This is a genomic window from Dyadobacter sp. HNCC25DJ186, assembly GCF_056895235.1.
In genome coordinates this window covers 1-13318 of record NZ_JBXHAS010000004.1, presented here as the reverse complement: position 1 = coordinate 13318, position 13318 = coordinate 1, and the positions used below count along the sequence as shown (strand labels likewise).

The 13318-nt window shown below is 40.5% G+C and carries 12 protein-coding genes; 4 read left to right on the top strand and 8 right to left on the bottom strand.

What is annotated here, in order from left to right; translation table 11 throughout:
* Positions 1–201: 201 nt before the first annotated feature.
* Both AC1XUO_RS13840 and AC1XUO_RS13835 read left to right on the top strand, forming a co-directional pair.
* The gene (locus tag AC1XUO_RS13840; RefSeq protein ID WP_483330420.1) at positions 202–1590 is read left to right on the top strand and encodes a sulfatase family protein; all 1389 of its coding nucleotides are present in this window, start codon (positions 202–204) and stop codon (positions 1588–1590) included.
* Positions 1591–2115: 525 nt separating this feature from the next.
* Entirely contained in the window at positions 2116–3555 is a 1440-nt protein-coding gene (locus AC1XUO_RS13835) for an arylsulfatase (protein WP_483330419.1), read from the top strand.
* Positions 3556–3564: 9 nt separating this feature from the next.
* On the opposite strand, the gene AC1XUO_RS13830 is transcribed toward AC1XUO_RS13835, so the two are convergent.
* The 4 genes from AC1XUO_RS13830 to AC1XUO_RS13815 all read right to left on the bottom strand — a co-directional run bounded on the left by AC1XUO_RS13830 (position 3565) and on the right by AC1XUO_RS13815 (position 6260).
* On the bottom strand, positions 3565–4014 hold the full coding sequence (locus AC1XUO_RS13830; protein WP_483330418.1) for a nucleoside deaminase: 450 nt from the start codon (positions 4012–4014) through the stop codon (positions 3565–3567).
* 4 nt (positions 4015–4018) lie between these two features.
* Entirely contained in the window at positions 4019–5182 is a 1164-nt protein-coding gene (locus AC1XUO_RS13825; protein WP_483330417.1) for a peptidoglycan DD-metalloendopeptidase family protein, read from the bottom strand.
* A gap of 98 nt (positions 5183–5280) precedes the next feature.
* Positions 5281–5778 carry a DUF1579 domain-containing protein gene (locus AC1XUO_RS13820; protein WP_483330416.1) on the bottom strand — a complete coding sequence of 166 codons (498 nt, stop codon included), beginning with the start codon at positions 5776–5778 and terminating at the stop codon, positions 5281–5283.
* A gap of 5 nt (positions 5779–5783) precedes the next feature.
* Positions 5784–6260: a hypothetical protein gene (locus tag AC1XUO_RS13815; protein WP_483330415.1), complete on the bottom strand. Its 477-nt coding sequence runs from the start codon at positions 6258–6260 to the stop codon at positions 5784–5786.
* Between the two features lie 223 nt (positions 6261–6483).
* Here AC1XUO_RS13815 and AC1XUO_RS13810 point away from each other — a divergent pair, with 223 nt between their 5' ends.
* Positions 6484–7482, top strand: coding sequence for a GlxA family transcriptional regulator (locus AC1XUO_RS13810; protein ID WP_483330414.1), 999 nt, complete (start codon positions 6484–6486; stop codon positions 7480–7482).
* Positions 7483–7661: 179 nt separating this feature from the next.
* On the opposite strand, the gene AC1XUO_RS13805 is transcribed toward AC1XUO_RS13810, so the two are convergent.
* Positions 7662–8072 carry a hypothetical protein gene (locus AC1XUO_RS13805; protein ID WP_483330413.1) on the bottom strand — a complete coding sequence of 137 codons (411 nt, stop codon included), beginning with the start codon at positions 8070–8072 and terminating at the stop codon, positions 7662–7664.
* Positions 8073–9036: 964 nt separating this feature from the next.
* Here AC1XUO_RS13805 and AC1XUO_RS13800 point away from each other — a divergent pair.
* Positions 9037–10083, top strand: a complete 1047-nt coding sequence (locus AC1XUO_RS13800; RefSeq protein ID WP_483330412.1) for a T9SS type A sorting domain-containing protein — start codon at positions 9037–9039, stop codon at positions 10081–10083.
* 59 nt (positions 10084–10142) lie between these two features.
* Here the strand turns inward: AC1XUO_RS13800 and AC1XUO_RS13795 are convergent, their stop codons facing one another.
* The 3 genes from AC1XUO_RS13795 to AC1XUO_RS13785 form a co-directional block, all read right to left on the bottom strand.
* Positions 10143–10676 carry a YceI family protein gene (locus AC1XUO_RS13795; protein WP_483330411.1) on the bottom strand — a complete coding sequence of 178 codons (534 nt, stop codon included), beginning with the start codon at positions 10674–10676 and terminating at the stop codon, positions 10143–10145.
* Positions 10677–10848: 172 nt separating this feature from the next.
* Complete coding sequence (locus AC1XUO_RS13790; protein ID WP_483330410.1) at positions 10849–12564, bottom strand: GMC oxidoreductase; 1716 nt, start codon at positions 12562–12564, stop codon at positions 10849–10851.
* Between the two features lie 323 nt (positions 12565–12887).
* Positions 12888–13091 carry a hypothetical protein gene (locus AC1XUO_RS13785; RefSeq protein WP_483330409.1) on the bottom strand — a complete coding sequence of 68 codons (204 nt, stop codon included), beginning with the start codon at positions 13089–13091 and terminating at the stop codon, positions 12888–12890.
* Between the last annotated feature and the right edge of the window lie 227 nt (positions 13092–13318).

The window sequence follows — 13318 nt, the reverse complement described above, 5'->3', positions numbered from 1 at the left end:
TACAAAGTCCATTCTTTTTTATTGATTGGTCCATGCTGTGCACAAGGATTTTGACGCGGCGGACCACTGGTGTTTAGGCGATCCTTCAAAATATAGTGATTTAAATTCGTTAACATAAAAATTCAGGCTGGTAATATGCAGAGTATTAAAAAAATCAGATTCGTTCTTTTGGTGTGTTTTGTTTTTGGAACAGCATTATTTATGGCAGCGACATCTCCCCAAAAGGCTTCCAAAACACCCAATGTCATTTTGTTTTTCATTGACGATATGGGCTATGGAGATCTGACTGTTACAGGAGCTTTGGGTTACAAAACGCCTAATATTGATAAACTAGCGTCTGAAGGGACGCGTTTTACCAATTTCCTGGCAGCACAGGCTGTATGCAGTGCTTCCCGTGCGGCTTTACTAACTGGTTGTTATCCAAACCGGATTGGCGTTGCAGGAGCTTTTGGGCCGAAGGAAAAACTCGGGCTTAACCCGAAAGAAGAAACGATTGCCGAGCTTTTGAAAGCCAATGGCTATGCTACCGGAATTTTTGGTAAATGGCATTTGGGAAGTGATTCGATATTTCTGCCTTTACAACAAGGTTTCGATGAGTACTTTGGTGTTCCTTATTCTCATGATATGTGGCCGCTACATCCGTGGCAGGATAAAGCGCAATATCCGCCGCTTTTCTGGATTGAGGGAAATAAGCAGGTTAAGGAAATCAAAAATCTGGATGATGCGGGTTTCATTACGCCTAATATTACGGAGCGGGCAGTTTCATTCATCAGGAAAAATAAGGCAAATCCCTTTTTTCTGTATGTTCCGCATCCGATGCCGCACGTACCTTTGGCTGTTTCCGCTAATTTTAAGGGGAAAAGTGACAGGGGGATTTTCGGTGATGTCATTTCAGAGCTGGATTGGTCTGTGGGGCAGATCATGACAGAATTGAAGACACAGGGACTTGATGATAACACGATCGTTATTTTCACAAGTGATAATGGTCCCTGGCTGAATTATGGAGATCACGCCGGATCGGCAGGTGGTTTCAGGGAAGGTAAAGGAACTTCTTATGAAGGCGGACAACGTGTTCCGGCAATTATCCGCTGGCCGGGTGTTGTACCTGCGGGCAGAGTTTCAAACAAATTGTTATCTAATATGGATATCCTGCCGACAATAACCAAACTAACCGGATCAAAATTGCCAAAAGAGAAAATCGATGGAATTGAATTTGTCGATTTGCTCAAAGGTGATGATACAAAAACGCCCCGCGAAAATCTCCTTTATTATTACCGGAAAAATAGCCTGGAAGCGGTGCGTAAGCATGATTGGAAGCTTGTATTTGCACATCCGGGACGTACTTATGAAGGGTCCCTGCCTGGCAAAAACGGTCAGCCCGGGCCTGCTCCGGAAAATCATGACATTCCCCTTGCGCTATATAACCTTGCGCGTGACCCGGGTGAGCGCTATAATGTATATGAACAAAATCCAAAAATCGTAGCTGAGTTGGAAAAAATTGCTGAGGCAGCAAGGGAGGACATGGGGGACGAGATTCAAAAACGTATTGGAAAAAACGTTAGGCCGTTGGGTTCGGTGGTAGAAAATTAAAAAATGGCTTGATGGGTATTGATAGCATGCCTCATTGGAGCTTTTTTCTAACCGCAATAGACGCAATAGGATACGCAATGTTCTCATTATTAATTTATTGCGAAATTCCTATTCTCCCTTGTGATCAATTTACACCAAAATAATTTCCTGAAAGTGTTTGTTAATTCCGAAACAAACACTTTATTTTGTCTATCAAATAAGTAGAGTAATTGATCTGTTGTTTTTAGGTTGAATAAAAGGTTTTATTTGTTGAAAATATATATCCAATCCTGATACCCGGGAGACAGTTCAAGCCGGACATGCCGGATTTTCGGTGGTTGTCAATTCAAGCTTGCCCGGCCGGGCTGTCGCAGGGTATCGAGATTGGATATTTTTTGTAGAATATCCGGTAGACCTCGGAAAATTTTTTCTTTACAGATTATATTAAATTCCAAATTAAGACAAGACAAAATATAAAATGTCCGGGATATTCTTTGCTGATCTTTAAGTGAAGTAAAGTGTCAGGTTTATTTTCATTAAATAAAAATGAAGAAACTTATATTTCTTATTTCCCTACTGACTTTCCTTTCGCCAGAAAATATTTACGCACAGAAGACCAGTCAAAGACGTCCGAATATCATTTTTATTTTGGCTGATGATTTGGGTTTTGGTGATGTAGGTTTTAATGGGCAGAAATTAATCAGGACCCCGAATATTGACAGGCTGGCTGCTGAGGGCGTTAAATTTCCTCAATTCTACGCTGGAACGTCTGTTTGTGCTCCCTCCCGTTCTTCTTTACTGAGCGGAAAACACACGGGACATACCTACATCAGAGGAAATAAGGGCGTTGATCCGGAAGGGCAGGAGCCAATTGCGGATTCGGTGGTAACCATTGCTGAGGTTTTGAAAAAGGCTGGATATACGACTGCTGCTTTTGGGAAATGGGGATTGGGTCCGGTTGGTTCTTATGGCGATCCTAACAAGCAGGGGTTTGACCAATTTTATGGTTACAATTGCCAAAGTCTGGCGCACCGCTATTATCCTGATCATTTGTGGGACAATCAGAAAAAGGTGGTTTTGGCGGAAAACCAGAATCTGATTTATAACGAACAATACGCTCCTGACCTGATTCAAAAACAGGCATTGGATTTCGTTGATACCAGAAATGCCAATCAGCCATTCTTTTTGTTCCTTCCCTACATCTTGCCTCACGCAGAATTGATTGTGCCGGCGGATAGTATTTTTCAATTCTACAAAGGAAAATTTGCCGAAGTACCTTACAAAGGGGCAGATTATGGAGCTGATGCAAAGGACGGAGGTTATGCGTCACAGCAATATCCGCGTGCTGCGTTCGCTGCAATGGTTTCGAGACTGGATTTATATGTCGGGCAAATTTTAGACAAACTCAAAGAAAAAGGTCTTGACGAAAATACGCTGGTTATTTTCACAAGTGACAACGGCCCGCATGTCGAAGGTGGAGCCGATCCGACATTTTTTCATAGCGGAGGAGATTTTAAAGGAGTAAAAAGGGATTTGTATGAAGGTGGAATCCGTGAGCCATTTGCTGCCCGCTGGCCGGGCATAATCAAACCGGGCACGACTAATAACTTTGTAGGTGCTTTCTGGGATATACTTCCAACGTTCGCAGAGCTGGCAGGAGCGAAAGTCCCGGCAAATATTGACGGGATTTCTTTTGTGCCATCCATTACTGGAAAAGGTATACAGCAAAAACATGAATACTTATATTGGGAATTTCATGAACAGGGAGGCCGTCAGGCGGTTCGACAGGGAAATTGGAAAGCGGTAAGACTGAAAGCGGCTGAAAAACCGAATACTCCGGTTGAACTTTATGATCTGTCAAAAGATTCAGGGGAACGTGTAAATGTAGCCTCCAAATTTCCGCATAAAGCAAAAGAACTAAGTGACATTATGAAGCGTTCGCATATTCCTTCGGTTTTATTTCCTTTTGGACAAGAAGGTATGTAAGTTTTGTTATTATAATCTTCTACATTCATCTTCCAGAATACCAGAGATAAGTACAGGTGGATTTCCCCATTTATGGATTTTAGTATCCAAAAGTAACGCATACTGCGAACTAAAACCGCCATATTTATCGACTGACAACGCGAAAACAATCGTATTAATTTTTGTATGCCGGATCATATAGGAGCACATGATACAGGGTTCGTGGGTTGTATATAAGATGCAATCCGACAAATTCTGGCTTTTCAAATATTGGGATGCCCTTCTGATCGCTTCGATTTCTGCATGAAAAGTAATGTCCAGATTTGCTTTGCCAGCTTCTATGCCTTCTCCGATAATTTCGCCATTTTGGACAATTACCGAACCAACCGGACTTTCGCCGTTACCTTTTGCAATGTTTGCAAGGTCAATACAGCGGCGCATAAAATGTTCATGTTTAGACAAGTCACCAGGCTGGTCCATAATCCTATTTTTTCGAAAGCTTTTTATCCGTTTCAAAACTAACGGTCGGGATATATCCTTTCGTTCCGTCGGTTAATTCTACGCGATATCCTTTTGACAATTCTCCCAAAATCCGAATTGTTTCGTTTTTAGAAAGAACACGTATTTTTTCGGCATTAGAAAATGTCGGTGAAACATAAAGGTTCGCTTTTGATTTGATCTTTACGGTATCGCCGAGCCATCTCGAAGTTACGGGCAAACCAGGTAGTTTTTCTTTCTTATCATTTATAAAAGGAAATGGATCCACAGCACCAGAGCCACGGGCGTATATTCCAAAGTGTAAATGCGGTGTGGTGGTAATTGCATTTCCAGTGTTTCCTACCAAACCCAATGTGTCACCACGAACAACGCGTTGTCCGACAGATACCATTTGGCTATCCAGATGTGCGTAGTATAAAGAATATGGACTTCCATTTGCTGAGAGAAATACTATTTTTCCGCCCAGGTTATTTGTGCCCGTCTGCGTAATAAAGCCATTTTCAGATGCAACAACCGGCGTACCCCGCGGCGCTTTGATATCAACACCTTCATGAGAACGAACTCCGCCATCCCGTTGAGCTCCCCAAAAACTGATCAGATTTTGCATACCATAACTGGCAATTGGAAAAGTCAGCGTAGGTAATGTAGTTAGAGCCAGCGAAATTTTTAGTGTTTCATTCAGACCGGTTTGTAATCGCAATAATAACGTGTCGCCCTCATGATCAGAGATTGTGATTGCATTTTCATTCGATTTTAAATATCCGATACGCTGCGGTTTTCCATTGGCTTTAATACGATATAGTTCCAAAAACAAACGTGACGAGGAATCTTCATCATTTTTGGAAGGTGTTATAACCAGTTTCCTCCCTTCCGGAATTTTCAACCGTATCGATTGGGCCGGTGTTGAATCGCCCAGAAAAAATCTTTCCTGGTGAGGCGCGAAGGAGAAAAGTGTATCACTTAAAACCTGATTACTGACCCGGAACCAGGTTTGTCCAGCCACCGTTTTTTCCTGTTTTGATTTATATAATTCTTGCTCATAATGTTCCTGAGGCGTTACGGGGAACCAGTGAGAAACAGGCACAGGCTTGCAGGAAGAAATATAAAGAACAACCAAAATGATCGCCAAGCACCTGAATAATAGTTTCATAACCTGATTTGTTGTTATCATAATCAGGTAACTTAACAAATTCATGCCATGGCTGACATTTGGAAAAGAAACACTCGCGCGAAATCGACTACGCAATCTCAGTCAATTCGGGAATAAACAGTTTCCGTGGCTTTGTCTTCTTCTCCGGCAGGAGAAATATTGTAAGCTGTAATAATCAGCGTCTCCTTATCAATCAATTCAACCACAGTTCGCCAGCCCCAGGGTTCGGGGATGTCTGTTCCGCCATAACTTCCCAGAACTGAAAGACCATTTTCTGTCATGCTTCCATGTGACAACATAATGCCGGTTCCCATGTGGAAGCTGTCGATCCATGAGCACTGAACTTGATTATTTGCAATATCAAAACCAAATGTTGCGATGCCTTCAAAAGGTTTGTTGTCCAGACTTCCCTGATATTCATGCACAATAAACCGTCCGTCTAATATTGTCCGGATGCTGCCTTTCATAGGAGATTCGTCTGCTACAATACCCGGCTCGAACCAGGTTTTGGTAATTCCTTCCCAGTTGCCGATCAATGGCTGAAGTTGTTGGTGAACACCAGATTCCAGCGAAATTTCAAATTTACTTTTGCTCATATTATTTAGTTTTTAACATTGCCTATTTTACCTGCTTTAATTCTGCCTTTTTCTGAAAGTGCATGAAGCGAAGACCTTGTCATCGCTTTAATAAATTCAACTTTTTTGAACCGTAACGCGCTCCAATCTTCATCAATCGCAACCATTCTGACTGGTTCCAGGTCATAGACTCCCATAATCGTCCAGCCGGTATCACGATTAAAATCACATTTATATTTTTTTGAAGTACCTTTTGGATAACACATCCATAACAAAGCGTCTCCCTTCAAAAGTGGGGCTATCCAGGGAATTACTGCATCAATCTCACTTTGTTTTGTGACAAAAACGAGGATGAATTCAATAACGCTTAAATCTTCCAGAGAAGTTATCACCGCAGCTTCATCTTTGATGCTTTCGAGATTGGCATTAAAAGACTCCGGCGCGTTTAACACAACCACGGTTTTTTGATCTTTCAGATTCATTTTTTTTAAAACTGCATCCATATATAGTTGTTGGTTAGCTGATGTTCTTCATACGATCATCTTTTTTTTAATGATCACTACACGACAGGATCGGATATCCATTTTAAGTTCATGGTATTAAGTTATTCTGTTACAGGACAAATTTAAGTAACTTGGGAAGTTTTAATACTGGCATAAAAAGTAAAGCTTACGGGGTATTTGAGACAAAAATTTATAAATTAGTCATGACTTTTAACACAACAATATGGTACAACTAGCTCTTTTGATCACGAACCGGCATCGCTTATTGAGTGTAGCCGCCATTTTAGATGTTTTTGAATCGGTAAATAGTTTTTATACATCACACAGCGAAGTTCCGTTTTTTGACATTAAGTTATTTGGACTCGTACCAGAATCACCGGACACGTTAACCTTTGGAAAATATAAACTTAATCCCATAACAACCGCGGAAAAACAGGATCTGATCTTAATTCCTGCCTTCGCTTCTGAGGTAACAAAGGAAGCCGTGGGCGAAAATATTGAATTGATTCCCTGGCTGAAATGGCAATATCAGGAAGGAGCAGAGATCGCCAGTTTTTGTACAGGAGCTTTTTTACTGGCTGCGACCGGTCTTTTGGATGGAAAAAGCGCAACAACGCACGTGAACGCTACGGCTAATTTTGCAGCAAGTTTTCCAGCAGTCCGGTTATACGGAGACGCGATTGTGACGGCTGAGCAGGGGATTTATACCAGCGGCGGAGCCACCAGCAGTTTTCATCTGATGCTTCATCTGATTAAATTATATTGTGGAAGGGAAGTTACCATCCACATTGCCAAGCTTTTTGCGATTGATATGGATCGGGAACAGCAGGCTTATTTTGGAACATTTCAACCTCCTCAAAATCATGGAGATCTGATCGTGACTATGGCGCAAAAGAGAATTGAAAATGCCTATCAGGATGTTAGTACGATCGAAGAAATGATCCAGGATATTCCGGCCAGTCGCAGAAATGTCGTTCGCAGATTCAAACTGGCAACAGGTGTCACCCCCATTGAATATCTTCAAAAAACAAGAATTGAGGCTGCAAAAAAGTTATTGGAACAAACCGATCAGAGTGTTTTGGAAGTAATGTTAAATTCCGGGTATAATGATTTGAAGGCCTTCCGGCAGTTATTCAAAAAAAGTGCTGGTATGACCCCAAAATCGTATCGCGAAAAGTTTAACGTGGGCAGAATGGAAAGTATTGGTTATGCCGGAAAGTAGAGGGAGCTGAGTTTTTTTTAACGTATAAAATCCTCAGCCCGAACGGCTTTCCGGCAAAAATCTTGCTCTTCGGGCAGCTGTTACGATAAGGAAAAAAAGCAGTGACGAACCGGTTGCTGAGGCGATGTCGATGCAGTCAAGATCAGATTCTTCCTATCCGGAATTTTCCACTTTAAACTTTACTCATTTATTCCAACCATACAAACTACCTCATCATCGCTTTTATACCATTCAAGACAATACCCTTCTTTATCGATTCTTGGGTCTTCTAAAAGTTTCATGAAGGTTTCACTTATGACATGCGTTTGTTTCATCCAGTCCATTATGGTTTCAGCTATATAAGTGCCTTTTTTGATTGTGAAATTTTCATAGCCAAATCGTACTGCTTCACCGGCTTCCAGTTCGGTTGCCGCGGCTTTGTAAATAATCTCGCCTTTTTCGTTCTGCCAGGATATACCATACCAATTCCTGTTTTCAAAGTTTGGCAGAGACTCTTGTAATGCATCAAACGCCTCTTTGATGTAATTAGGGAAAGTGGTGACGGTATTGCAAATAATCTCAATATCTTCCTCGAATTCGAACTTTTTCATAAATTTTAGTTTAAGTTTTGGATAATATTTGCTTGAACGATTTCCATTCCTGTACCCCCTTTTTCCTTTAAATGAATTGGGTAGTCAATATCCTGCCGCCTGGTTTATCAAGTTCTTGTTATTACTGTGTTTCACGATGTCTTTTCTGTTGATAGCACTTATAGCTAAAAGAGCGTGTGTCTAAGATGTTAAGACAAATAACTCAAAATCAATAGAATTTCGAAGACCGTATTCAGGACAACCAAAGGGGGAGACTGAGACAATTGATAAAATTCACACTTTCTATAGCAAGTACTACCATTACTTTCTTTCATGTTACAATAATTATAGAAATGACTATGACATGCAGGTTGGAAAATAATGAGACAAACAGATATTGTTCTTTTTGAGATTGAATTGAATATTAGCGTCAAGGCTTTTTTTGTCAAACGACAAACTGGGATTTAAATCTGAATTTTCAATATAAAATTTTGCTAATATCTTTATTTGTAAAATATTAATTGTATATATTTACCTAATTAGTTTATTTTAATACATAAAATACTGAAAGTATTAAAGTTTGTTCGATATCATTTATAGAGAAAATTTCGGTATTGCTTGAATTTGATTTAGTAATAATTAACACAAACACACGCTTGACGATATGATGAAATCTCATAACTCCTCGTGATGCGACCGCATCATTTTGTTAATGTCATTATCTGCATTTTGAATCTGTATATCGCTTAATCAGGTGCTGATTTAGCCTCACAAGTAGATATTGGAAAACCAATTGGATACTTATCCAGGTTTTTCCTCCCCAAAATCGCAAGATGCCGGGAGATGGAATAACTATGTCCAGGCTACAAGAAACCAGCGCTACGAAATAGTGCATCGTATCAATACTCAGTAAACCGTAAAATTTCTATACATACGAGGATTTCGAAAATCTCAAACCTTATTCTCCAAAATTAAATTCAGAGTTATGAAATCAAAATTTACCTTACTTCTGTTTTCTTTTATTCTTTGTTCAATATTAAAAATGTATGGACAAGCTGACCCTGGTTCTGCCGGGATGACGTTCAGTAAATCCATTGTCCAGGTTGGCGAAGCGGTGACACTCCAGGTTCAGATCGGCAATTATTCTGGTGGGCTTTCTGCGGGAAAAGCACTATCTCCGTATGACGCAACTTTCACGGTGACGATCCCTTCCATTTTAAAAGTAAATGGACCACTTAACTTTTCAAATCTTCCTTTCCCTGCGAGTGTAGCAAGTCAGCTACCGAACGCGGTGGGAGCTACGGTGATTCTTCTGATCGTCCCGAATGGAATTCCCAAGGGTGCAAATGGTTATGTTTCTATTCCCTTAATTGGGTTAAAAGATGACGTAAACATCGTATATTCAACAGTTAAGACAGATGCTAATCTCGGGAATCCCTCTTCAGGGAACGTAACCCCATCTAACGATCTTCAATCAGCACCTGTCACAATCTGTATGCCCCTTCCGGTAAGGCTAATTTCTTTTGAAATACAGAAAGAGAGCGAGCTGGCAAATCTAAACTGGGCAACTTCCGAAGAGACAAACAGCGAACGCTTTGAAATTGAACATAGTTTAAATGGAAAAGAGTGGGAGGCGATTGGCTCGGTTGCTTCCAGTGGAGACAGTAAGAATAAAAAGGTGTATAACTTCAATCACAATAATCCCTCCGGAGGGGAGAATTACTATCGTTTAAAAATGATAGACAGAGATCTTACCTTTGCCTACGGACCTATCCGAAGTGTTCGATTTGATAATATAAAACTGGAAATATATCCGAATCCGGCTGCCGAAGTGCTGAGTATCAAGTCAGGTGATTGGGATAAGATCAGTAATATACAATTGATTGGTACCAGCGGAGTTTCTGTTTACAATTCGGGAAATAGACCTTTGGATAAAGTTGATGTAAAAGATCTTAGGGCAGGTATTTACCTGGTTAAGATTACGACAACTGACGGCGTAACCTCTGTAAAGAAGATTTTGGTTTCGAGGTAATAAAAATACAAATTGAGGTGAAAAACTGAACCACTGGAGAGCGGTTCAGTTTTTTTGAATTATGCTTGTTTTGCAAGCTGGATATTTGCTACGAGTTTAATTTTTTCGCCCAAAGCAAGTCCGCCAGTTTCCGTTAAAGAATTGAAAGAAACGCCAAATTCCTTTCTGTCGATGGTACCGGTTACTTCGAATCCAACTTTGATGTTTCCATAATTGTCTTTTTCTGTTCCGCCATATTCCGCTTCAAGCTCAACTTCTTTGGTTATCCCTTTGATCGTCAGATTTCCAAGCAGATTATATACATCTCCCTTGGCTTTCTTAAATGATGTTGAAACAAACTTGAATTGTGGATGTTCGTCCGTTTCAAAAAAGTCTGCCGCTCTTAAATGTTCATCACGTCCAGGCTGACCTGTGTCTACACTATTTGCATCAACTGAAAATTCAATTTTCGCGTTTTCAAATTGATCACTTTCTGTTGTTGCCTGACCACTAAAAGATTTGAAAGAACCCGTAACTGTTGAGATAACAAGATGTTTTACCTTGAAAAGTACTTCTGAATGTAGGTTGTCTACATTCCACGTTGTTTGAGACATACTTGTGAGTTATAATATTGGAATTTTGTATCAAGCCCAAAGTTATGGGTATAAGACATCGAATCTCCCGCACTATCCAAAAGCATAGTGATAAATATTATATCAGTTACAAATAATCTTTGGATCGTTCAGATTTCGATCCTGATTCATCGTGAGAAAAGAATTTGAGGCGCTAAATATTCCCCTTTTTCATTTCGCTAATAGCATAATCCACTGCTCTGGCCGTCAAAGCCATATAAGTTAATGATGGATTTTGGGTTGCGCTTGAAGTCATTGATGCGCCATCGGTTACAAAAACATTTGAACAATGATGCATCTGGTTCCACTTATTTAAAATAGATGTTTTCGGATCTTTTCCCATTCTTGCACCGCCCATTTCATGATTTTCACTTCCTGGGTTACGTTTGGTATCGGCTGTTTTGATATTTTTAAAACCAGCTTTATCAAACATTTCGGACAGCTCAACGTAAAAATCCTTTACCATTTTCATATCATTATCATCAAATTCGACATGCATGCGTAAAAGTGGAATACCCCATTTGTCTTTTTGCGTTTTATCCAGAGATATAAAATTGGTTTCCTTCATTAAAGTTTCACCCATCATTTGAGCTCCGGCGCTCCATCCACCTGATTCTGGTTTCAATAAATTTGTCTTCAGCGATTCGCCAATCAAACCCTCAGTAGGATTCCCCATTTTACTCGAAGAAAACGAAGCGGCATAGCCTCGAAGAAAGTCGGTTTCCTGTTTGAATACATTGCGGAAACGAGGAATGTAAGCAGCATTAGGGCGTTTTCCATCTGTCGTAGAATCCAAAAATCCATCATACTCGGCTGTTACCCGGCCACGGTAATTATGGAAACCAATAAATTTCCCCAAAACACCGCTATCATTTCCTAAACCGTTTGGAAAACGGTTTGAGGTTGAATTCAGTAAAATCAAGTTTGAATTAATAGCCGAAGCATTGAGGAAAATGATTTTAGCATAATATTCGGTCATTTCCTTTGTATTCGTGTCTACAACACGCACGCCGGTTGCCTGTTTCTTCTTTTCATCATATATAATGGAATGCACAACAGAATATGGCTGTAAAGTCAGATTTCCTGTTCGTTGTGCCCACGGAATTGTGGAAGAATTGCTGCTAAAATAGCCACCAAACGGACATCCGCGCTGGCAAATATTACGATGCTGACATTTTGCCCGGCCCTGTTCTGTATGAATCGGCTGTGGATCGGTGATGTGTGCGGCCCTTCCAATAATAATTGGGCGGGTGTTTTTGTAATTTTTGGCCGTTTGTTCGCTGAAATGTTTTTCAACACAGGTTAAATCATGAGGAGGGAGAAATTCTCCGTCCGGCAATTGCGGCAGGCCATCTTTATTCCCTGAGATACCTGCAAACTTTTCAACGTAACTATACCAGGGAGCGATATCTGCATAACGAATTGGCCAATCCACGGCAAAACCGTCTCGTGCCGGACCTTCAAAATCATAGTCAGACCAACGCTGCGTTTGCCTCGCCCATAATAATGAACGCCCGCCAACCTGATATCCGCGCATCCAGTCGAATGGTTTGTCCTGTATATAGGGATGCTCTGCGTCTTTCATTACAAAATGCACAGAATCTTCCCTGAAAATGTAATGCTTGCTGGCTATGGGGTTTTGTTCACGAAGTGCCAGAGTTGGCTGTCCTAAATGAGGAAATTCCCAAGGCTGCATGTTGGTAGTTGGATAATCTACTATATGTTTTACATCTTTTCCTCGATCAAGAATAAGTGTTTTCAAACCTTTTTCGGTAAGTTCTTTTGCCGCCCATCCGCCGCTTATTCCTGTTCCTATCACGATAGCGTCAAAAGTACGGGCCTTTACTGAATCTATATTTAGATTTGACATTTTAGAAATTGTTCATGGTGATAAAAACCCGAAATGTTACGATCAGGTTATTTGTATTAAAAAGAAATATAATTGTGGAATTACTCTAAGAATAATAAAAGTGTTTGAACCGTATTAGTCTACGAATGCGCTGAATTTTCTATGTATGTACTCAAATGCCATATTATCTTACTTCTGCGTTATTAATTCCTCATGGGAGTTTTAATTCTCTTCTGGTAGGCATTTAATTGTTTATATATCTTTCCTGACTAGTCAGACCGCTCAGCTCCATCCAGAAGTGATCTCCGGAATTCCCCAGTTCTCTCAGTGCTCCCTTTTCCTAATCAGAAGTAAATTCCGAAATTTTCCGGCACCTGGGAGCCACCTGTAAACAATCCGCAAACCATTGAAACAACACTTTCCCCTTCCTTATATATAGGAACAAAAAACACCATTAAATCTGCCCAGATCATCTGATCTTCCAAACGCACCATCAAACCCAGCTTCCCCACAGCTATAAAAGAACCCACAACCGCATTCTTATCCAATCCAGCCCCATTTGCTAACCCGAACCTAACCTCTGTAAAAAAACTTCAAAATATTTTCGGGGTACATTTTCCTCATTTTGAGCTTTTTACAAATTATTTCAAAAAAACTTTGCAAATACTTTTGCCTTGTACTTGCGTAAGAAAAAAAAGAGGTGCACCTTTGCACTCCCAATCGGGTAGTACGGCGCTGAAAACGATCATCGCCACGAGTTTCGGAAGATACGAAG